The sequence below is a fragment of the Sphingomonas sp. BL-S-25 genome (assembly GCF_055521555.1).
In genome coordinates this window covers 2149762-2170113 of record NZ_CM145486.1, presented here as the reverse complement: position 1 = coordinate 2170113, position 20352 = coordinate 2149762, and the positions used below count along the sequence as shown (strand labels likewise).

The 20352-nt window shown below is 67.4% G+C and carries 24 protein-coding genes; 8 read left to right on the top strand and 16 right to left on the bottom strand.

All coding sequences use genetic code 11. The features are described from left to right. Nucleotides 1-10: 10 nt before the first annotated feature. From ACZ1H8_RS10490 to ACZ1H8_RS10475, 4 genes are all read right to left on the bottom strand, one after another. Entirely contained in the window at nucleotides 11-799 is a 789-nt protein-coding gene (locus ACZ1H8_RS10490) for a cell envelope biogenesis protein TolA (RefSeq protein WP_465181229.1), read from the bottom strand. Between the two features lie 106 nt (nucleotides 800-905). Further along, the gene (locus ACZ1H8_RS10485; protein WP_465181228.1) at nucleotides 906-1349 is read right to left on the bottom strand and encodes an ExbD/TolR family protein; all 444 of its coding nucleotides are present in this window, start codon (nucleotides 1347-1349) and stop codon (nucleotides 906-908) included. 5 nt (nucleotides 1350-1354) lie between these two features. After that, nucleotides 1355-2047, bottom strand: a complete 693-nt coding sequence (gene tolQ / locus ACZ1H8_RS10480; RefSeq protein ID WP_465181227.1) for a protein TolQ — start codon at nucleotides 2045-2047, stop codon at nucleotides 1355-1357. A 7-nt stretch (nucleotides 2048-2054) separates the two neighbouring features. After that, on the bottom strand, nucleotides 2055-2501 hold the full coding sequence (locus tag ACZ1H8_RS10475) for a YbgC/FadM family acyl-CoA thioesterase (RefSeq protein ID WP_465181226.1): 447 nt from the start codon (nucleotides 2499-2501) through the stop codon (nucleotides 2055-2057). 84 nt (nucleotides 2502-2585) lie between these two features. On the opposite strand from ACZ1H8_RS10475, the gene ACZ1H8_RS10470 reads away from it, so the two are divergent. Both ACZ1H8_RS10470 and ACZ1H8_RS10465 read left to right on the top strand, forming a co-directional pair. Next, complete coding sequence (locus tag ACZ1H8_RS10470; RefSeq protein WP_465181225.1) at nucleotides 2586-3332, top strand: ABC transporter ATP-binding protein; 747 nt, start codon at nucleotides 2586-2588, stop codon at nucleotides 3330-3332. Next, on the top strand, nucleotides 3329-4798 hold the full coding sequence (locus ACZ1H8_RS10465) for a hypothetical protein (protein ID WP_465181224.1): 1470 nt from the start codon (nucleotides 3329-3331) through the stop codon (nucleotides 4796-4798). Before ACZ1H8_RS10470 ends, ACZ1H8_RS10465 begins: the two co-directional genes overlap by 4 nt. 13 nt (nucleotides 4799-4811) lie before the next feature. On the opposite strand, the gene ruvB is transcribed toward ACZ1H8_RS10465, so the two are convergent. The 8 genes from ruvB to ACZ1H8_RS10425 form a co-directional block, all read right to left on the bottom strand. Beyond that, on the bottom strand, nucleotides 4812-5834 hold the full coding sequence (gene ruvB, locus ACZ1H8_RS10460; protein ID WP_110153601.1) for a Holliday junction branch migration DNA helicase RuvB: 1023 nt from the start codon (nucleotides 5832-5834) through the stop codon (nucleotides 4812-4814). A gap of 115 nt (nucleotides 5835-5949) precedes the next feature. Continuing rightward, on the bottom strand, nucleotides 5950-6549 hold the full coding sequence (gene ruvA, locus ACZ1H8_RS10455) for a Holliday junction branch migration protein RuvA (protein WP_465181223.1): 600 nt from the start codon (nucleotides 6547-6549) through the stop codon (nucleotides 5950-5952). Nucleotides 6550-6641: 92 nt separating this feature from the next. Further along, on the bottom strand, nucleotides 6642-7130 hold the full coding sequence (ruvC, locus tag ACZ1H8_RS10450) for a crossover junction endodeoxyribonuclease RuvC (RefSeq protein ID WP_465181379.1): 489 nt from the start codon (nucleotides 7128-7130) through the stop codon (nucleotides 6642-6644). Next, entirely contained in the window at nucleotides 7127-7870 is a 744-nt protein-coding gene (locus tag ACZ1H8_RS10445; protein ID WP_465181222.1) for a YebC/PmpR family DNA-binding transcriptional regulator, read from the bottom strand. Before ACZ1H8_RS10445 ends, ruvC begins: the two co-directional genes overlap by 4 nt. Before the next feature lie 25 nt (nucleotides 7871-7895). Beyond that, on the bottom strand, nucleotides 7896-8222 hold the full coding sequence (locus ACZ1H8_RS10440) for a heavy metal-binding domain-containing protein (protein WP_465181221.1): 327 nt from the start codon (nucleotides 8220-8222) through the stop codon (nucleotides 7896-7898). A 9-nt stretch (nucleotides 8223-8231) separates the two neighbouring features. After that, nucleotides 8232-8471 (bottom strand): DUF2312 domain-containing protein, encoded by a 240-nt coding sequence (locus ACZ1H8_RS10435; RefSeq protein WP_346246251.1) that lies wholly within the window; start codon nucleotides 8469-8471, stop codon nucleotides 8232-8234. A 66-nt stretch (nucleotides 8472-8537) separates the two neighbouring features. Beyond that, nucleotides 8538-9875 (bottom strand): metal-dependent hydrolase family protein, encoded by a 1338-nt coding sequence (locus ACZ1H8_RS10430; protein ID WP_465181220.1) that lies wholly within the window; start codon nucleotides 9873-9875, stop codon nucleotides 8538-8540. A 34-nt stretch (nucleotides 9876-9909) separates the two neighbouring features. After that, entirely contained in the window at nucleotides 9910-10281 is a 372-nt protein-coding gene (locus ACZ1H8_RS10425) for a DUF1244 domain-containing protein (protein ID WP_465181219.1), read from the bottom strand. Between the two features lie 73 nt (nucleotides 10282-10354). On the opposite strand from ACZ1H8_RS10425, the gene pyk reads away from it, so the two are divergent. After that, on the top strand, nucleotides 10355-11818 hold the full coding sequence (gene pyk / locus ACZ1H8_RS10420) for a pyruvate kinase (RefSeq protein WP_465181218.1): 1464 nt from the start codon (nucleotides 10355-10357) through the stop codon (nucleotides 11816-11818). 57 nt (nucleotides 11819-11875) lie between these two features. Here the strand turns inward: pyk and ACZ1H8_RS10415 are convergent, their stop codons facing one another. Then, the gene (locus ACZ1H8_RS10415; RefSeq protein WP_465181217.1) at nucleotides 11876-12487 is read right to left on the bottom strand and encodes an HAD family hydrolase; all 612 of its coding nucleotides are present in this window, start codon (nucleotides 12485-12487) and stop codon (nucleotides 11876-11878) included. Between the two features lie 5 nt (nucleotides 12488-12492). Beyond that, nucleotides 12493-12618, bottom strand: coding sequence for a type B 50S ribosomal protein L36 (gene ykgO / locus ACZ1H8_RS10410; protein WP_110153591.1), 126 nt, complete (start codon nucleotides 12616-12618; stop codon nucleotides 12493-12495). A 190-nt stretch (nucleotides 12619-12808) separates the two neighbouring features. Here ykgO and ACZ1H8_RS10405 point away from each other — a divergent pair, with 190 nt between their 5' ends. From ACZ1H8_RS10405 to ACZ1H8_RS10385, 5 genes are all read left to right on the top strand, one after another. Next, complete coding sequence (locus ACZ1H8_RS10405; protein WP_465181216.1) at nucleotides 12809-13420, top strand: DUF4136 domain-containing protein; 612 nt, start codon at nucleotides 12809-12811, stop codon at nucleotides 13418-13420. Further along, a complete protein-coding gene (locus ACZ1H8_RS10400; RefSeq protein ID WP_465181215.1) occupies nucleotides 13417-14538 on the top strand; it encodes a M14 family metallopeptidase in 1122 nt (373 codons plus the stop codon). Before ACZ1H8_RS10405 ends, ACZ1H8_RS10400 begins: the two co-directional genes overlap by 4 nt. Nucleotides 14539-14672: 134 nt before the next feature. After that, nucleotides 14673-15359, top strand: coding sequence for a 2,3-diphosphoglycerate-dependent phosphoglycerate mutase (gpmA, locus tag ACZ1H8_RS10395; RefSeq protein ID WP_465181214.1), 687 nt, complete (start codon nucleotides 14673-14675; stop codon nucleotides 15357-15359). 69 nt (nucleotides 15360-15428) lie between these two features. Next, nucleotides 15429-15911: a 5-(carboxyamino)imidazole ribonucleotide mutase gene (purE, locus tag ACZ1H8_RS10390; protein ID WP_465181213.1), complete on the top strand. Its 483-nt coding sequence runs from the start codon at nucleotides 15429-15431 to the stop codon at nucleotides 15909-15911. Beyond that, the gene (locus tag ACZ1H8_RS10385) at nucleotides 15908-16975 is read left to right on the top strand and encodes a 5-(carboxyamino)imidazole ribonucleotide synthase (RefSeq protein ID WP_465181212.1); all 1068 of its coding nucleotides are present in this window, start codon (nucleotides 15908-15910) and stop codon (nucleotides 16973-16975) included. Before purE ends, ACZ1H8_RS10385 begins: the two co-directional genes overlap by 4 nt. Nucleotides 16976-17050: 75 nt before the next feature. On the opposite strand, the gene ACZ1H8_RS10380 is transcribed toward ACZ1H8_RS10385, so the two are convergent. Both ACZ1H8_RS10380 and ACZ1H8_RS10375 read right to left on the bottom strand, forming a co-directional pair. Beyond that, nucleotides 17051-17353, bottom strand: a complete 303-nt coding sequence (locus ACZ1H8_RS10380; protein WP_110153586.1) for a hypothetical protein — start codon at nucleotides 17351-17353, stop codon at nucleotides 17051-17053. A gap of 21 nt (nucleotides 17354-17374) precedes the next feature. Continuing rightward, nucleotides 17375-20287, bottom strand: a complete 2913-nt coding sequence (locus tag ACZ1H8_RS10375) for a M16 family metallopeptidase (RefSeq protein WP_465181211.1) — start codon at nucleotides 20285-20287, stop codon at nucleotides 17375-17377. Nucleotides 20288-20352: the final 65 nt, after the last annotated feature.

Here is a 20352-nt window from a genome sequence, read left to right as displayed (position 1 = left end):
CTCCAGGAGTTCAGTTCGACAATTGGTAGCGGAAGTTCAGCGTCTTCCACCCATTCTTGACCTCATACAGGGCAGGCGGGAGCCCGCGAAACGGCGTGCATCCCCTAAAGATCGCCTGCACCGCATCATCGACCCGGGTGACGTAGCGCTCATTGGCATCTGTCACGCCTTCATGCCTAAGGATGCGTAGCGGGCCATCAAGCGACCCATCCGGCCTCAAGCGCAGTTGCACGATCGCCTTGATTGACTGCGCTTCGGGCGCCGGGATCCTCTGCCGGTCAGCGCAAGGCTGGACCTGGCGGATAACTGCGGAGATGAAATTTGCCTGGTCCTGCCCGGTCGCCGTTGCCTGCGATTTCTGGCCCGTGCCCTGGCTGGGCTGCGTCGCCGGGCCGGTGCCCAGCTTGCTGCCCCATTGCCGGAAATCGTCGCTCACCCGCGGGTTGCGGCTCGCCTGTTGGGCGGGCCGGGTCGAAGGCTTTGCCGCCGCCGTTCGCTCGGGGCGCGGGGGCTGCGGTTTCGTCGCCGGCTTCGGCTGCGGCTTGGCAGGCTCGGGCTTCGGCTGGGGTTTTGGTTGAGGCTGGGATTTCGGCTCGGGCTTCGGTTCCGGCTGGGGTTCGGGCTGCGGCTCCGGCTCGGGCGCAGCTTCCACGGGCGCGCTGTCGGGCGTGGCAGTCTCGTCGCCCTGTTGTGGCGCCGGAGGCTCGCTGCTCGGATCGGGCGCGGCGCTGACCAGCCCGACATCGTCCGACAGCGTCACCTCGATCGGCTGCTCGGTCGGCTCGGGCGGCGGCGTCACTTGGGTGAGTGCGAGATAGAGCAGGGCGGCGACGATCGCGCCATGCGCGACCGTCGAGAGCGCAAGACCGCCCAGTTCGGAACGACGGATCAGGTCGGCCTCCCGGTCACTTCTTGCCAGCGGGGTTGCTGACCAGCTGAACCCGGTTCAGCCCCACGCGATTGAGCTCGCCCAGCACCGACATGACCTTGCCATAGTTGATCGCCTGGTCGCCGCGCATCAGGATCAGCGGCGGGCGGCCATCGGCATCGCGACGATTGGCGGCGATATCGCTCAGCCGCGCGCCCAGCGCCGCCTCGGTCACCGGGTCCGAATCGATGAAGATCTGCCCTTGGGTATCGATCGACACCTGCACCGGCTTGCTGTCCTGCTCCAGCGGCTTGGCCTTGCTCTCGGGCAGGTTCACCGGAACGCCGGCGTTCATCAGCGGCGCCGTCACCATGAAGATGATCAGCAGCACCAGCATCACATCGACCAGCGGCGTGACGTTGATCTCCGCCATCGGGGAGCGCCGGCCGCGGCCGCGCTTCGAGGGAAGGTTCATTCCCATCGCGGTTACGCCTCCAGCTCGAGCCTGCGGCTGAGCGTCGCGTGGAAGCCGTCGGCGAAGCGGTTCAGCCGCTGCTCGACGCGATTGATGCGGTGGCTGAACGCATTGTAGGCGATGACCGCCGGGATCGCGGCGGCCAGGCCGATCGCGGTAGCGAACAGCGCCTCGGCGATGCCCGGCGCGACCACGGCGATCGACGAGCTTTCCGCGCCGGCGATGCCCATGAAGCTGTTCATGATGCCGACCACGGTACCGAACAGGCCGACGAACGGCGCGACCGATCCGACCGTCGCCAGGAAGTTCAGCCGGTCGGCCAGCCGGTCGATCTCGTTGGCGGTCGCCGCGCCCATCGCGGTCGCCAGGCGCTCGCGCGTCGCCTCGCGGTCGATCGACTTGCCCGCGGTCGAGCGTCGCCATTCGCTGACGCCGGCAGAGAAGATGCGCGCGATCGGCTGGTCGCGGACCGACACCCGGCGATGGAATTCGTCGATGTCGTCGGCTTCGCGATATTCGATCTCGAACGCGTCGATCGCCTTGCGGACGCTGCCGATGCGGGCGCTGAAGCTGAAGATGATCGCCCAGCTCCACAGGCTGGCGAGCACCAGCCCGGCCATCACGACCTGGACGACGATGCTCGCATTCAGAACCAGGTGCGTCAGCGACAGGCTGCTGCTCGGATCGGTGGGCGCAACACTCATGATCGGCTTAATTTCCCTTCCACACCAGCGGGGCGAATGCTGCCATCCACGCCGCCGGCTGCCTGCGCGGCCGACCCGATGGCAGCACGAAGGCGGCTTCCACGTCCGCCTCTGCCACTATGGTATCGTTCCGCATGACTCGTTGATGAATATCCACGGACGCCGCGCGCAAACGCATCACGCGGCTGATGATCGTCAGTTCGTCGCCCAGCCGCGCCGGCGCGCGATAGCGGATGGACAGGCCGGCAATGGCATAGGCTCCCTCCCCCGCTTCGAACGCGGCACGCTGGTCGATCCCCGCTGCCAAAAGCATGTCGGACCGCGCGCGTTCCATGTAGCGCAGATAATTTGCGTGATAGACCACGCCCGTCAGGTCGGTGTCCTCGAAATAGACCCGCAGGACCAGGCGATGCTCGTTGCCGGAAATCCGGCCCAGGGCGGTCAAAGCGTCCATCGCCCTGCCCTAACCCACCAGCTCCGGTCGGGGAACCCCGCGTGCCGTCTGGACGCGCGCAGCGACTGCGCTAGGCTGGCAGCGATGACCCAACCCGCCCTGCGCCTGTCGCACCTGTCCAAGACGTTCGACCACCCCGTCATTCGCGACCTGGACCTGACGGTCGAGGCCGGCCAGCTCTATGCGCTGCTCGGCCCCAATGGCGCGGGCAAGACGACCACGCTACGCATGGCGGTCGGCCTGACCCAGCCGGACCGTGGCGTAATCGAGATCTACGGCATCGATGCGCGGCGCGATCCGCTGGCGGCCAAGGCGATCACCGCCTGGCTGCCCGACGATCCGATGATCTATGACAAGCTGACACCGTCGGAATATCTCGGCTTCGTCGCCGGTCTGTGGCGCATCCCCGCGGACCGCGCCGCGCCGGAGGCCGAGCGGCTGCTGCGCTGGCTCGAATTGTGGGAAGTGCGCGACACACGCTGCGAAGGCTTTTCGCGCGGCATGAAGCAGAAGGTCGCGCTGGCCGGCGCGCTGATCCACGATCCGCGGCTGCTGATCCTCGACGAACCGCTGACGGGCCTCGACGCGGCCATGGCCCGGTCGGTCAAGGACGCGCTGCGCGCCGCGGTCGATCAGGGCAAGACCGTCATCGTCACCACCCATATCCTCGAGGTCGCCGAGCGGCTGGCCGACCGGATCGGGATCATCGCCGATGGCCGCCTGCTGGCCGAGGGCACGCTGGAGACACTGCGCGCCCAGGCCGGGTCGGACGACATGACGCTGGAGGATGCGTTCATCCGCCTGACCAGCAGCGCCGGCGCGGACGAATGATCGCCTGGGCGATGCGGCGCCTGGCGCCGGGTGGCTTCGCCTGGCTGACCCTGGCCGAGCTGCGCACTGCCTGGGCGTCGCGTCCGACCGGCTGGCAGCAGGGCCTGTCGATCGCGCTGATGATCTTCTGGATCCTTGTCGGACTCGCCGCCGGCCTCGCCCTGCGCGGGGTTCCGATCCCCGGCGGTCCGCTTTCGAACGCAATCTTCTTCGTCACCGGCGCGGCGATGCTCGCCTTCATGATCACCCAGGGCATGCTGGGCAGCCAGCGCACCCTGTACGAGGCGGGCGATCTCGACCTGCTCTTCTCGGCACCGATGCCGCCGCGCATCGTCGTCGCCGCCAAATTGTCGGGCATCGTCGCTGCGGTGCTGATGACCTATGCCGTGCTGATCCTGCCGATCCTGCTGCCCATCGCGCTGCTCGGCCACCCCGGACTGCTGGGCGCGGCGCTGCTGATCGTCGCGCTGGCGCTGGTCGGCGGATGCGTCGGCCTGGGCCTGACGCTGGCGCTGGCGCGTGTCTCGGGCCCGCGCGCGGCGCGCACCGTCGGCCAGATCGTAGCGGCGCTCGCCGGCGGCAGCGTGTTCGTCGCCACCCAATTCTATAGCGGCCCCGGCCGCGACATGGCGCGAGGTGCGGACCGCGACCCGCTGTCCTTCTTCGACCGGCTGGCGCAGATGGACTTTCTGCAGCACGGCCCCGCCACCCTGCCCGGCCGGGCGGCGCTGGGCGATCCGCTGGCGCTCGCATTGATCCTCGGCATCGGCATTGCCGTCTTCGCGCTTACCGCCTGGGCGATGCAGCGCTGGTTCCTCGTCGGGTATCAGGCCGGACGGATGCGGCTCGGCGGGCGCACACGCGCGGCACGGACGGCGATTGCCGGACATTTCCGCACGTCGCTGTTCGCCGCGACCTTTGCCAAGGAATGGCGGCTGCTCGCACGCGACCCGGCGCTGCTGTTTCAGGTGCTGATGCGCCTGATCTATCTGGCGCCGTTCTTCTTCATCGCCGGCAATGCTGGTGGCGAGATCGGGCTGCTCGCGCCCAGCCTTGCCTTCGCCAATGTGCTGGTCGCGGGCCAGCTCGTCGCCAGCCTGGCGTGGCTGACGGTTGCTGCAGAGGACACGCCCGATCTGATCGCGGTCGCACCGGTCGACAAGGCCGAGATCGAACAGAGCAAGCTGATGGCGGCCCTGGCGATGGCGGCACCGATCGGACTGATCCTGCCGGTAGTCGTCGCACTCCACACCCCGGTCGGCGGTGCGATCACGCTCGGCATGACCGCGCTGACCGGCTGGCTGGTGGGCTCGCTGGAGGTCGCCAACGCCAAGCCCGCGCCGCGTTCGACCTTTCAGAGGCGCGGCCAGGGCTCGTGGCTCTCGGCGCTGCTCGGCTTCCTCATCGCCGGCATCTTGGGTCTCATCACCGCTGGCGCCGTCTATTTCGCCACGCTGCTCGGCTGAGCGCCGCGCCGCTTCAGTCGAACAGCCCGTCCTGCGCACCTTGGGGCGGTTCGATGCCCAGATGCTTCCACGCAGCGCCGTTCAGGCAGCGGCCGCGCGCAGTGCGTGCCACCAGCCCGAGCTGGATCAGATAGGGCTCGATCACTTCCTCGATCGTGTCGCGCGGCTCGGACAGGCCGGCGGCGAGCGTCTCCACCCCGACCGGCCCGCCCTTGTAGATATCGGCGATCATGGTGAGGTAGCGCCGGTCCATCGCGTCCAGCCCGAGCGAATCGACCTCGAGCCGGGTCAGCGCCTGGTCGGCGACCCGGGCATGGACCACCGCCTCGCCCAGCACATTGGCAAAGTCGCGCACGCGGCGCAGCAACCGCCCGGCGATGCGCGGCGTCCCCCGCGAGCGCCGCGCAATCTCTTCCGCGCCATCGGGCGCGATCGCCAGCCCAAGCAGCCCGGCCGCTCGCGTCACCACCCGCTGCAATTCGTCGACGGTGTAGAAATTCAGCCGGATCGGGATGCCGAACCGGTCGCGCAGCGGCTGGGTCAGCAGCCCTTGGCGCGTCGTCGCGCCGACGAGGGTGAAGCGCGGCAGGTCGATCCGCACCGACCGCGCCGAGGGTCCCTCGCCGATCATCAGGTCGAGCGCGCGGTCCTCCATCGCCGGGTACAGGACTTCCTCGACCTGCGGCGCCAGCCGGTGGATCTCGTCGATGAACAGCACGTCGCCATCCTCGAGATTGGTCAGCAGCGCCGCCAGGTCGCCCGACTTGGCGATCACCGGGCCGGAGGTCGCGCGAAATCCAACGCCCATCTCTCGCGCCATGATCTGCGCGAGCGTGGTCTTGCCCAGGCCCGGCGGCCCGAAGAACAGCACATGGTCCAGCGCCTCGCCGCGCCCGCGCGCCGCATCGATGAACACGCGCAGATTCTCGCGCGCCGCCTTTTGCCCGACGAACTCGTCGAGCAGCTTGGGGCGCAGCGCCGCGTCGATATCGTCGCCGCGCCGCTCGGGCGCCAGGATGCGCTCGCCCTCGCTCATCGCGCGGCGGCTCCCGAGTTCGGGCGGATCATGCGGTCGGGTCCTGCGTCATTGCGCCGTTCCCTACCTGTTCGCCGCCACCGATGTCGAGGGGCCGGGCATGCCGGTCCGCGCGTCACTTGGCAGCCTTGCGCAGCGCCAGCCGGACCAGCGCGTCGAGCGTCGCGCCCGGCCCCAGCTCGTCGCTGGCCGCGCCGACCGCGTTCGACGCTTCGGCGGGCTTGAACCCCAAGTTGAGCAGCGCCGACACCGCATCCTTCGTCGCGCCGCCTGCCGGGGCGGCCGCGGTGATGCCGATCCCGCCCGCGGCCAGCCCGCCGGCCTTGTCCTTCAATTCATTGGCGATGCGCTGCGCCAGCTTCGGCCCGACGCCATTGGCGCGCGCGATCATCGCATGGTCGCCGCGCCCGATCGCCTTCTGGACATCCTCGGGCGGCAGGATCGACAGGATCGCCAGCGCGACCTTCGCGCCGACCCCCTGGACGCTGGTCAGCAACCGGAACCAGTCGCGCTCATCGGCGGTGGCGAAACCCATCAGCCGGATCGAATCCTCGCTGACCAGCATCTCGGTATGCACGGTCACCACATCGCCCGGCTGCCCCAGCGAGGTCAGCGTCCGCGCCGATGCCCCGAACAGATAGCCGACGCCGTTCACGTCGATCACTGCGGAATCGATACCGGTGGTGGCGAGCTTACCGTGAAGATGCGCGATCATGCGGAGGGGTTAGCCCCGTTTTGTTCCGGCGTCATCCCTTTGGCTTCGGGAGTGGCGGAAGAACCGAGCGCACTGCAACACCATCACCAACCCTAGAGCACCCCTCGCCGCGCACTCGCCACATGATGCGCGTGACAGATCGCTACCGCGAGCGCATCGGCGGCGTCCGCACCGTCGATCTTCGCCCCCGGCAGCAGCCGCGCGATCATCGCATGGACCTGCGCCTTGTCGGCATTGCCGACCCCGACCACCGCCTTCTTGACGACCGACGGGGCATATTCGCCGACATTGATGCCCGCCCGCGCCGCGGCGCAGATCACCACGCCCCGCGCCTGGCCCAGCTTCAGCGTCGATTGCGGGTTCGAATTGACGAAGACTTCCTCGACCGCGGCGCCGTCGGGCGCGCGATCGACGATCAGCGCCGCCAGCTGCGCGTCGAGATGCGCCAGCCGCCGTGGCAGCGGCTGGGCGCTGTCGGTCTTCAGCCGGCCATTGGCGATGTGGCTCAGCCGGTTGCCCTCGGCACGGATCAGGCCCCAGCCGGTCGTGCCGAGGCCCGGATCGAGACCGAGCAGGATCAGCCCAGCTTCTCCATGACCTCGTCCGAGACTTCGTAATTGCCCCAGACGGTCTGGACGTCGTCATCATCGTCCAGGGCGTCGATCAGCTTGAACAGCGTCGCGGCATCGCCCTCGGCGACCGAGACCATCGTCTGCGGGCGCCAGGCGAGCTTCGCGCCCTCGGCTTCGCCCAGCACCGGCTCGAGCGCCTTGGCGACTTCGTGCAGCGCGTCCTGCGCGGTCCAGATCTCGTGCCCGTCCTCGGACGAAGTCACGTCCTCGGCACCGGCCTCCAGCGCCGCCTCGAACACCGTGTCGGCATCGCCGGCGGTCGCGGGATAGTTGATCAGGCCCATCCGATCGAAGCCGTGGCTGACCGAACCCGACGCGCCCAGATTGCCGCCATTCTTGGCGACGGCGGTGCGGACATTGGTCGCGGTCCGGTTGCGATTGTCGGTCAGCGCCTCGATGATCAGGCTGACGCCGCCGGGGCCGAAGCCCTCATAGCGGATCTCTTCGTAATTCTCGCCGTCGCCCTTGCTCGCCTTGTCGATCGAGCGCTGGATATTGTCCTTGGGCATCGACTGCGCCTTGGCCGCATTGATCGCGGCGCGCAGGCGCGGGTTCATGTCCGGGTCGGGCAGACCCATCTTCGCCGCGACCGTGATTTCGCGGCTGAGCTTGGAGAACATGCTGGAGCGCTTCTTGTCCTGCGCGCCCTTGCGATGCATGATATTCTTGAATTTGGAATGGCCTGCCATGGGAAGTTCCTGATCCTGCTGTGGCTCAGACGCCGCTGATGGTGACGGCGGTGCCCGATGCCGATACCATCAGCATCGATCCGTTCTTGCCGATCACTTCATAATCGAAATCGATCCCGATCACGCCATTGGCGCCCAGATCGCGCGCCTCCGCCTCCAGCTCGTCCAGCGCGGTGCGGCGTGCGTCGCGCAGCGGCTTTTCATAGCTGCCCGAGCGCCCGCCGACGATATCGCGAATCCCCGCGAACAGGTCGCGGAAGATATTGGCGCCCAGGATTACCTCGGACGTGACGATGCCATGGTACCGCGTCACCTGGCGGCCATCGACATGGCTGGTCGTGATCAGGATCATTCAGTGTCCTCAGCTAAGGCCGAGCGCGTTCTTGTAGGTCTCGAGCAGCGCCTCGGCCTCGTCGCGGTGATGCTTTTCCATCTTCCGCAGGCGGACGATCGACCGCATCGTCTTCACGTCGAACCCGGTCGACTTGGCCTCGGCATAGACGTCCTTGATGTCGTCCGCGATGCCCTTCTTCTCTTCCTCCAGCCGCTCGATGCGCTCGATGAAAAGGCGCAGCTGCTCGGCCGAAATATTGTCGCTCATGAAATCCCGCTCTCGAATCTGTGTGGAAGGCTGCGCGTCTAGGCGATTGGCCCGACGCGCTCAACCTCAGTCCAGCGGGAAAACCTGGCGCTTGCCCCCGGCCTTGTGCACCACGCCGTGGCGCATCACGAAATCGACCCGCTCCAGCCGGCTGACTTCCTCCAGCGGGCTTTCGGTGACGGCGATGATGTCGGCCCATTTGCCGGGCTCGATCGATCCGATCTCGGCCTTGCGGTCCAGCGCGTCGGCGGCGTCGAGCGTCGCCGCGCGGATCGCCGCCATCGGCGTCATCCCCGCCCCGACCATCAGCGCGAATTCGCGGGCATTGTCGCCGTGGCGCGACACGCCGGTATCGGTGCCGAACGCGATCCTCACCCCCGCACGGATCGCACGGCGATGGCTGTCCTTTGCCGCCGCGGCAGCCGCCTCGGCCTTGGGGATGGTCGCGGGCGGCAGCTTGCCGGCACGAGCCGCCTCGACCGCGGTCTGCGGCGCCAGCATCGTCGGGACCAGCCAGGTGCCGCGCGTCTTCATCAGCGCGATCGTCGAATCGGTCAGGAAGGTGCCATGATCGACCGTATCGACGCCTGCCTCCACCGCGGCGCGTGTGCCTTCGTCGGCATGGCTGTGCACCGCGACGCGCCGCCCGAAGCTGTGCGCGGTGTCGACGACGGCCTTCATCTCGTCGTCGGTCATCTGCTTGCCCAGGCCGCCGGCCACGTTGGACAGGACGCCGCCGGTGCCGGCGAACTTGATCACCAGCGCTCCCAGCCCGATCTGGGCGCGCACCGCACGACGACAGTCGTCGGGGCCGTTGCAGGTGTTGATCTGATGCGCCGCGACCGCCTCGGCCCAGGGCTCGGCCAGCCCGTTCTGGCTGTCGCCATGACCGCCCGAGACCGAGATCATCCGGCCGGCATTGATCACGGTTGGCCCGGCGATCGCGCCGCGATCGATCCCGTCGCGCAGCGCGCGAATCGCGCGCGGTTCGCTGCCCAGGTCGCGCACGGTGGTGAACCCGGCTTCCAGGTCGCGGCGCGCATTCTGCGTGCCGATGATGAACGCGTCACCATCGTCGCGGGTCAGCGCTTCCATCCGCTCGCGCAGCGGATCGCCCTCCGACAACAGATGGACGTGCATGTCGATCAGCCCGGGCAGGACGAAGGCGCTCTTGAGGTCGACCAGCGTCGCCCCGCCCTCGGGCGCGACGAACCCGTCGCGAATCTCGACGATCCTGCCGTCACGCACGATGATCGTCGAATTGCCGCGCGGTTTCTGCCCCGGCCGGTCGAGCAGCGTGCCGGCATGGATATAGGTCAGCTTCGATGCAGCCGGCGGCGTGCCCTGCGCATAAACCGGCGCGGCCGTCATCAGTGCCGCAGCCGCGATCAACGATCGGATCATCCTCTGTCCCCCTATTTGCCCGTCCGCCTTGGACTCAGCGGTTCGGCTCCGTCATGGCGGGAGGATCGCTTGCCGGGAAGCTTTCGTCCAGCGCTTCGTCGAGCGCGTCCTCTTGCCTGTTCTTCGCGACTGACGCCTTCATCCGCTCGATCTGCTCGGGCGTCGCCTCTCCCTGGTGCAGCGCCTTCCACTGGTCATAGGGCATGCCGTAGACGATCTCGCGCGCCTCGGCCTTGCTCATCGTCGGGTCGACCGCCTCCAGCCAGTCGCCCAGGCAGTTGCGGCAAAAGCCCGCCAGCCCCATCAGGTCGATATTCTCCGCGTCGGACCGATGCCGCAAATGCCGCACCAGCCGCCGGAAAGCCTGGGCCGCAATCTTGTCGTCGAGCGTTTCGAGCGTCGCCATGCAAACCTCCTAGGTTGATCCCAGCGCAATAGAAGCTAGAGGCAGCCAGGCACAAGCCGAGGACCTGACAACGATGACACAAGCGATCCAACCGCGTTCCCGCAAGGTACGCGTGCTCGCAACGCTCGGTCCGGCAAGCTCGTCGCCCGAGATGATCGAACGGCTGTTCGACGCCGGCGCCGACGCATTCCGGATCAACATGAGCCATGGCGACCAGGCATCGAAGGTGCCGGTGATCCAGGCGATCCGCGCACTGGAAAAGAAGCTGGGCCGGCCCAGCACGATCCTGGCCGACCTCCAGGGGCCGAAGCTTCGCGTCGGCAAGTTCACCGAGGGCAAGGTGACTTTGGTCACCGGGCACCAGTTCGTGCTCGACCGCGATCCGACGCCGGGCGACTCGACCCGCGTCGAGCTGCCGCACCGCGAGATTTTCGAGGCGGCACAGGATGGCGCCCGCCTGTTGCTGGACGACGGCAAGATGGTGCTGCGCGTGATCAGCCACGGGCCCGACCAGATGACGACGATCGTCGAGGTGGGCGGCACCCTGTCCAACTCCAAGGGGCTGAACGTCCCCGACATGGTGCTGCCGATGGCGGCACTGACCGAGAAGGACCGCAGCGACCTGTCGTTCGCGGTCGAGCAGGAAGTCGACTGGATCGCGCTGAGCTTCGTTCAGCGGCCCGAGGATCTGATGGAAGCGCGCCGCCTGATCGGCGGCAAGACCGCTTTGCTCGCCAAGATCGAGAAGCCGTCGGCGATCGCCCGCCTCGACGAGATCGTCGAACAGTGCGACGGCGTGATGGTCGCCCGCGGCGACCTGGGCGTCGAACTGCCGCCGCAATCGGTGCCCCCGCTGCAGAAGCGCATCGTCGAGACCGCGCGCCGCATGGGCCGCCCGGTGATCGTCGCGACGCAGATGCTCGAATCGATGATCACCTCGCCCTCGCCCACTCGTGCCGAAGTGTCGGACGTGGCGACCGCGGTCTATGACGGCGCGGATGCGATCATGCTGTCGGCGGAAAGCGCCGCAGGCGAATGGCCGATCGAATCGGTGGCGATGATGAATTCGATCGCCGATGCGGTCGAGCGCGACCCGGCGCATGGCGACCGCGTCCACTTCACCGTAACCAAGCCCGATCCGACCACTGCCGACGCGCTGGCAGAGGCGGCGAAGAACATCGCCAGCACCGTCTCGGCCTCGGCGATTCTCTGCTTCACCACCTCGGGCTCGACCGCGCGCCGGATCGCGCGCGAGCGGCCGTCGGTGCCGATCGTGGTACTGACGCCGCGAATCGAGACCGCGCGCCGGCTCGGCCTGTTGTGGGGCGTCCATGCGGTCCACACCCGCGACGTCGAATCGTTCGAGGAGATGATCGCGAAGGCCAAGCGGATGGTGCTGCGCCACCGCATCGCCGCCGCGGGCGACCGGGTGGTGGTCTGCGCCGGCGTTCCCTTCGGCACGCCGGGCTCGACCAACGTGCTTCACGTCGTGAGCCTGACCGGCGACGAGCTGAAGAACTATAACGGCGGCGAATAAGCCGCCTCTGGCGGGCGGCGATGTCCATTTGGCATTGCCGCCCCGCCGGGCAGTGGATCAGAGCAGCCCGAGCCGCTGCAGTTCCGCGCGGAACGACGCCGCGTCGGTGAACAGGACGGCGTGGATGCCCGCCGCTGCAGCTGCCTCGACATTGGGCAGGCTGTCGTCGACGAAGACCGCATCGGGACCGGTCAGCCCGAATCGCTTCAGCGCCAGCGCGTAGATCGCCGGATCGGGCTTCACCAGCCGCTCGTCGCCAGACACGACGATGTCGCGGAACCGGTCGAACAGCGCCGCCTCACGGTCGCGGAACGGCGGCCAGAACTCGCCCGAGAAATTGGTGATGCCGAAGATCGGCACGCCCCGCGCATCGAGATCGGCGACGATCTCGGGCATGCCCTCGATCGGACCCGGCACCGTCTGGTTGAACTCCGGTCCCCACAAGGCGATCAGCTCGGCATGTTGCGGGTACAGCGCAATGAGCTCGGCGCTGGTCTCGGCAAAAGGCCGGCCGGCGTCGTGCTGGAAGTGCCACTCCTTGGTGACGACCTCGTTCAGAAACGCGTCGAGCGCCCGATCATCATCGATCAGGCGCTCGAAGAGACGTCGCGGTTCCCAGTGATAGAGGACGTTGCCGACATCGAAGATGACGGCAGACGGCGCTCCCACCCGGATCAGCCCTGGCGGGCCTTGAACCGACGGTTGGTCTTGTTGATGACGTAGATACGGCCGCGACGACGGATCACGCGGTTCTCGCGGTGACGATCCTTGAGCGACTTCAATGAATTCACGATCTTCATGACCGATTCGCTTCTCGATTGATTGGGAATGCCGGAAAGAGGGGCTCGCCTATAGTCGGGTGCCCCGGAAGTCAAGGTGCGTGGCTCCGCAAATCCGTTACGGAACCGACTCGGCATGACTCGTGTTGGAGCGCGATGGACGGTGGCGTCCGGTCGGCGGTCCGAATGGCCGCGTTCGAGAGGAATGATCATGCGCGTGAGGCTCGGCATCGCAACCCTTGGCACCGCAGTCCTGCTGTCGGGATGCATGGCGGGACCCAGCCTCGGCCCGGTCGAGGCGACGCGCTATCATCTGGGCCAGCCGATCGCGATGGCCAGCGTGGCGATCGAGCCGATGACGACCAACGCGGCCAGCGTCAGCCCCGAATTCATGACCTATGCCGATGCGGTTCGCACCGAATTATCGCGGCTGGGCTATTCGCCAGTGGCCGGCGCGCCGTCCGACTATATTGCGGCGGTATCGTTCCTGCGCACCTCGCGCGGCTATGTCCGCCGGCGTTCGCCGGTTTCCATCGGCATCGGCGGCGGCGGTTTCTCCGGCGGCGGTGGTGGCGGAGTCGGTCTGGGCGGGGGCGTGAGCGTGCCGGTCGGCGGCGGCCGGGCGGACGAGGTGGTCGCGACCGAGTTGCGCGTCCAGCTCAAGCGGCGCAGCGACAACACCGTCGTGTGGGAAGGCCGCGCCACGACAGAGACGCTGGGCAATGCCCCCACGACCCAGCCTGGTGCGACCGCGCAGCGGCTGGCCGGTGCCCTGTTCAAGGGCTTCCCCGGCGAAAGCGGCATCACTATCACGGTGAAATGAGCATCCAGATCAATGCCGCGTTCGACAGCGGCAACATCCGCCTGATCGGTATCGAGGGCGACCGCGTCGACCTCGAGATCGTCAAGGACCATCAGTCCGACTTCTATCAATGGTTCCACTTCCGCGTCGCCGGCGCGAAGGGGCGAACGCTGACCTTCCGCATCCTGAACGCGGCCGCCGCCGCCTATGCGTTCGGCTGGCCAGGCTACAAGGCGCGGTGGAGTGCCGACCGCGAGGCGTGGCGCGTAACCGAGACGGGAGATTATGCCGACGGCATCCTGACCTTCACCCAGAAGATCGACAGCGGCCTGGTCTGGTTCGCCTATTTCGCTCCCTATTCGATGGAGCGGCACCATGACCTGGTCAGCCGCATCGCGCTGCAGCCCGGCGTCAGCCACCGCGAACTCGGCCAGACGCTCGACGGTCAGCCGATCGACTATCTTTCGGTCGGCGAAGGCCCGAAGCAGGTATGGCTCTATGCCCGCCAGCATCCCGGCGAATCGATGGCCGAATGGTGGATGGAAGGCGCGCTGGAAAAGCTGACCGACGCCGGTGACGCGACGGCGCAGGCGCTGCGCGCCAAGGCGACCTTCCACCTGATCCCCAACATGAATCCGGACGGGTCGCGCCGCGGCCATCTGCGGACCAACGCCGCGGGCATCAACCTCAACCGCGAATGGCACACGCCGACCATGGAGCAGAGCCCCGAGGTCCTGCTGGTCCGCAACCGGATGGACGAGACCGGCGTCGACTTCGCGATGGACATTCACGGCGACGAGGCGATCCCGGCCAACTTCCTGGCCGGTTATGAGGGCATTCCCAGCTGGACCGACGCATTCGGCGAGAAATTCTACGAATTCGGCCGCCGCCTCGCCGCGGCCACGCCCGACTTCCAGCTGGAGCTCGGCTATGACAAGTCGGCCCCCGGCACCGCCAATCTCGCCATGTCGACCAACCAACTCGCCGAACGCTTCGGCGCGGTGTCGATGACGCTGGAAATGCCGTTCAAGGATCACCAGGCCAACGCCGATCCCGAATTCGCCTGGTCGCCGGCGCGCTGCAAGACGCTGGCCCATGCCTGCCTCGACACGCTGGCGGGGTTCATCCACGAGGTCTGATCCGGATCGCGACGTGCATGCGGCCGCCAGCCATCCGACCGGCGGCCGCTTCGCATGTCACAAGGATTCCTGTCGGCGCTGGCGGTTGCGCTCCGGCGCGGCCCGGCTAAGAGGACCGCGACAAGGAGATCCGCATGCCCACGCTCGTCCTGATCCGCCATGGCCAGTCGGCCTGGAACCTCGAAAATCGTTTCACCGGCTGGTGGGACGTCGACCTGACCGAGCAGGGCGTGAGCGAAGCCTGGGCCGCGGGCGAGATGCTGCGCGAGAAGGGGTTCGATTTCGACCTGACCTTCACCAGCTTCCAGTCGCGGGCGATCAAGACGCTTAACCTCGCGCTGGAGGCGATGGGCCGGCTGTGGCTGCCGACCGAGAAGAGCTGGAAGCTCAACGAGCGCCATTATGGCGGCCTTACCGGCCTCGACAAGGCGGAGACCGCAGCCAAGCATGGCGATGATCAGGTCAAGATCTGGCGCCGCAGCTTCGACATCCCGCCGCCCCTGCCCGAGGAAGGTTCGCCGTGGGATCTGGCCAAGGACCTGCGCTATCGCGGCGTGCCGATCCCGCAGACCGAGAGCCTGAAGAACACGATCGAGCGCGTGCTGCCCTATTGGGAAGAGCGGATTGCGCCCGAGCTGAAGTCCGGCAAGCGGGTGCTGATCTCCGCCCATGGCAATTCGCTGCGCGCGCTGGTCAAGCATCTCTCGGGCATCTCGGACGACGAGATCGCCAGCCTGGAGATTCCGACCGGCCAGCCGATCGTCTATGAGCTCGACGCCGATCTCAACGCCACCGACCGCTATTATCTGAGCGAGCGCTGAGCGCGGCGACGATGGTTGAAGGACATGCCGTCGCCTTCTAGGGACGGCGTTTCCGTCAGGGGAACAGGAATGACGAACCCGGTTGTCGGCATCATCATGGGCAGCACGTCCGATTGGGAGACGATGCGCCACGCCGCCGATCGCCTCGCCGAGCTGGGCGTGGCGCACGAGACCAGGGTCGTCTCGGCGCACCGCACGCCGCAGCGGCTCTATGATTATGCCGCCTCGGCCGCCGAGCGCGGGCTGAAGGTCATCATCGCCGGCGCGGGCGGTGCGGCGCACCTGCCCGGCATGGCCGCGTCGATGACGCACCTGCCGGTGCTGGGCGTTCCGGTCGAGTCCAAGGCGCTGAAGGGCATGGATAGCCTGCTCTCGATCGTCCAGATGCCGGCCGGCATCCCGGTCGGCACGCTGGCGATCGGCAAGGCTGGCGCCGCCAATGCCGGGCTGCTGGCCGCCGCGATCCTCGCGACCGGCGATGCCGAGCTGTCCGGGCGGCTCCAGGCGTGGCGCGCGAAGCAGACCGACGGCGTGGCGGTGGACCCCGAATGACCACGATCCCTCCCGGCGCGACGATCGGTATCCTGGGCGGCGGCCAGCTCGGCCGGATGCTGGGCGTCGCCGCGGCGCAGCTCGGCTATCGAATCCATGTCTTCGCCCCCGAGAGTGGGCCGGCGAACGATATCGCCTCGGCCTTTACCCGCGCGGGCTATCTCGAGCAGGACGAGCTGATCGCCTTTGCCCGGACTTGCGATGTCGTGACCTATGAGTTCGAGAATGTCCCGCTCGCCACGCTGGCGGCGATCGCGGACCGGGTTCCGATCCGCCCCGGCGTCAAGGCGCTGGAGATCGCGCAGGTCCGCACCAGCGAGAAGAATTTCGTCCGCGGGCTGGGCGGCCGCACCGCGCCATTCGCGGCGGTGAACAGCCTCGCCGAACTCGAGGCTGCGATCGCCGAGATCGGCACGCCGTCGATCCTGAAGACGGTGTCGATGGGCTATGACGGCAAGGGCCAGGTCCGCCTGACCACCGCCGACCAGGCAGCCGAGGCCTGGGAGGCGGTGAAGGGCGCGCCGTCGATCCTCGAGGGCTTTGTCGAGTTCAGCCACGAATTCTCGATCCTGATCGCGCGCGGCCCGGACGGCGAGGTTGCGACCTGGGCAGCGCCGTGGAACTTGCACAAGGACGGCATCCTCGACCTGTCGCGCGTTCCGGCACCGCGCGAGATCGCCGAGCAGGCTGAAGAGGCGTTCGAGCTGGCAAAAAAGGTTGCACACGCAACCGACTATGTCGGCGTATTGACGCTGGAGTTCTTCGCGACCGCCGACGGCCCGGTGTTCAACGAAATGGCGCCCCGGGTCCATAACAGCGGCCACTGGACGATCGAGGGCGCCGAGACGTCGCAGTTCGAGAACCATATCCGCGCGATCTGCGGCCTGCCCCTGGGCTCGACCGAATTGACCGCTAAGAAGGCGGAAATGGAGAATCTGATCGGCGCCGATGTCGATCGCTGGCCCGAATTCCTCGCCGAGCCCGGTGCGCATCTGCACCTGTACGGCAAGCGCGAATCGCGACCCGGGCGCAAGATGGGGCACGTCACCCGATTGCGGCGCTGACCGCCTCCCGCGCCGAATGAAAAAGGGCCCGCTTTCGCCAGGAAAGCGGGCCCTTTTCGTTAGATGTCCGCTGATTCAGCCGACGCGGGTTCCGGTCAGCGGGAAGGCGCCGAACGCTCCCGCGGTCACGGTGCCGGTCATCGAATCGCCATCGACGGTCGCCTCGGCATCGAGGGTCATCGGCATCGGCACGCTGATGTCGAGCTTCCAGGTCAGCGTGTCGCCATTGACCTTGCCGTCCTTGACCTCGGCATTGCCCATCGCACCCGAATAGGTGCCGTTGAAGGTGTCGCCGTTGCTGGTGATGTTCAACGTCGCCTTCTGGTCGCCCAGGGGCGACTTCACCAGCGTATCCCAGCTGCCATCCACATTCGCCATGTTCTTCTCTCCTTCAGATTCTCAATTGGCCGCCGGCTTGGCAGCAGGTGCGGGAGCCGACGCCGGGGCCGGCACGACCTCGATCGGGAGCCCGAGCGAGTCGAGCTGCGGCTTTACCACCGCCGCATCGCCGACCACGACCCAAACGAACTTGTCGGGATCCAGTGCCCCGCGCGCTGCGCTATCGAGATCGGCGATCTTCATCGCACGGTAGCGGGCGGCGATCGTGTCGTAATAATCGTCCGGCCGCTTGTACAAGTCGTTGCTCTGCATCGCGCCGAGCACAGCGGTCGAGGTTTCGAACGTGCCCGGAAGCTCGCGCGTCTCGCCGTTGATCGTCCGGTCGAACTCGACCTGGGTGATGCCCTTGCTGGTCAGGAACTCGCGCACGTCCTTGCGCAGCTCCTGGATCGACGCACCGGTCTTGTCCGCCTGAACGGGGGCCGAGATCACATAAGGCACGGCATGTTCGAGCCGGTTGAAACCGCCGCGCACGCCATAGGACCAGTGCTTGTCCTCGCGCAGGTTCATATTGATCCGCGACAGGAAGCCCGAACCCAGCACCTCGTTTGACGTCAGCACGTTGAGCAGGTCGCCGGTCGGCGGCAGCGCGGTGACCTGGCCGCCGACAATGATCGACTGGGGCGACTGGGGCCGGTCGAGCAGCACGATCTTCGGCGCCGCCTGGACCGGTGCCGCGTCGAACGCCTTCACGCCCGCCGTGCCGGTGCCGACCCATTTGCCGAAGCGCGACTCCAGCGCCGAGCGGACTTCGGCCAGCGGGCGGTCCGAGACGATGAAGATCTTGGCCTTGTCCGGACGGATCCACGCCTGGTGGAAGCCGGTCAGGTCGGCGCGGGTCAGCGTCTTGACCGCTGCGGGATCGCCGCTGCCCGCCGCCAGCTTGGCATAGGGCGAATTGCCGTAGAGCACCGCCGGAACCTTGCGCTGCGCCATGCCCTGCGGGCTGGCCAGTTCCTGCTGGATGCCGGCAAGCAGCTGGCCGCGCACCCGCTCGATCTCTGCCGGTGCGAAGGCCGGGCGCTGGACGACATCGGCCAGCAGGTCGAGCGAGCCGCCCAGATTCGGGCTGGGTGTGAACAACGAAACATAGGTGCGGTCGGCCGAGTTGCCGGTACCGATCCGAGCCCCCAGCCGCTCCTTCGCCTCGGCGATCTGGATCGAATCGAGGCTGGTGGTCCCTTCGTCCATTACCGACAGGGCAAGCGATTGCAGGCCGAGCTTGTCCGCCGGGTCGGCGACCTGGCCGGCATCGAAGCTCATCACGACCTGGGTGATCGGCACGGCGGTGCGCTGGGCATAGACCAGCTCGACGCCATTGGAGAGCTTCGCCCGCTCGATCTTCGGGAAGTCGAGATCGCCGATCGTGCCGACCTCAGGCATCTTCTCGGCGCGGGTGTTCATCGGCTCCTCGCTGCGCGCGACCGGGGCGGCCTGCGCGGCACCGGCGGCTGCGGGCGCTGCGGCAGCGGTCTTGGCGACCGGCGCCTTGGCTTCCTCATAGCCTTCGCGCGCGCCCGGCTCGATCGTCAGCGAGTAAGCGGGCTTGGCCAGCCAGCGCGTGCTGGCGTCGCGCACCTCCGCCGGGGTTACCGTTGCGAGGCGCTGAAGCTGCTTCTTGTAGAAGGCCGGATCGTTCGAATAGAGCGCGCCCGAGGCAAGCGTTACCGCCTTGCCCCCGAACCCGCCGACCGATTCCAGGCCCGAGAGGCGGCCCGAAATGCTGTTGGTCGCGACGCGGGTCACTTCGTCGGCGGTCGGACCATTCTTGAGCAGGTCCGCCATGATCTCGTCGGCGCGGCGGCCGGCAAGTGCCGGATCGACGCCCGGTGCGACATCGACCACCATCAGGAAGACGCCGCCCTGCGAGAAGGCCATCGAGCTGGTGCTGACGCTGACCGCCAGCTTCTCCTTGCGGACCAGCGCATTGTCGAGCCGCGACGAGGACAGCCCGCCCAGGACGCCGCCGAACACATCGAGCGGCACCGAGTCCGGATCGTTGAGGCCTGGCATCGGCCAGGCGCGATAGATGCGCGTGGTGGCGACGCGGTCCTTCATCACCTCGGCCTTGGGCGCGGTCAGCGATTGGACGGCGATCTTGGGCAGATGGCTCTCGGGACCCGCATTGATCCGGCCGAAATATTTCTCGACCAGCGGGCGGGCGGTCTTGGCGTCGATGTCGCCGGCCAGCACCAGCACCGAATTGTTCGGGCCATAATGGCTGCGGAACCAGTTCTTCACATCCTCGAGGCTGGCGGCGTCGAGGTCGGCCATCGAGCCGATCGGCGAATGGCTATAGGGCTGCTCGCCGGGGAAGACGCCCTTGAGCAGGCTGTAGAAGGCGAGGCCATAGGGCTGATTGTCGCCCTGACGCTTCTCGTTCTGGACGACGCCGCGCTGCTCGTCGAGCACGCCCTGGTCGATCGCGCCGAGCAGATAGCCCATCCGGTCGCTTTCCAGATACAATGCCCGCTCGAGTGCCGGCGCCGGGACTGTCTCGAAATAATTGGTGCGGTCGAAATGGGTGGTGCCATTGAAGTCGGTTGCGCCGACATCGCGCAGCGGCTTGAAGAAATCGCCCGGCGCATTTTCCGAGCCATTGAACATCAGATGTTCGAACAGATGGGCGAAACCGGTCTTGCCCTTGGGCTCGTGCTTCGAGCCGACATCATACCAGACCGAGACGGCCACGACCGGCGCCTTGCGGTCGGTATGGACGATCACCCGCAGGCCGTTCTGGAGCTTGAATTCCTCATAGGGGATGTCGATCGCCTTGGCGATTTCGGACACCGGAGCGGGCTTGGCGGCGGGGGCGGCGGGGCGCGACGCGGTCGCCTGCTGCGCGACCGCGGGCGAAGCGCCGACGGCAAGCGCGCAGGACGCGGCACCGCAATAGGTCAGGAAGGATTTCATGATGGAACCTCGTGTCACCGGATGGTGGATGAGCCGAGCATAACGCGCGACCAGTCGGCTGCAAC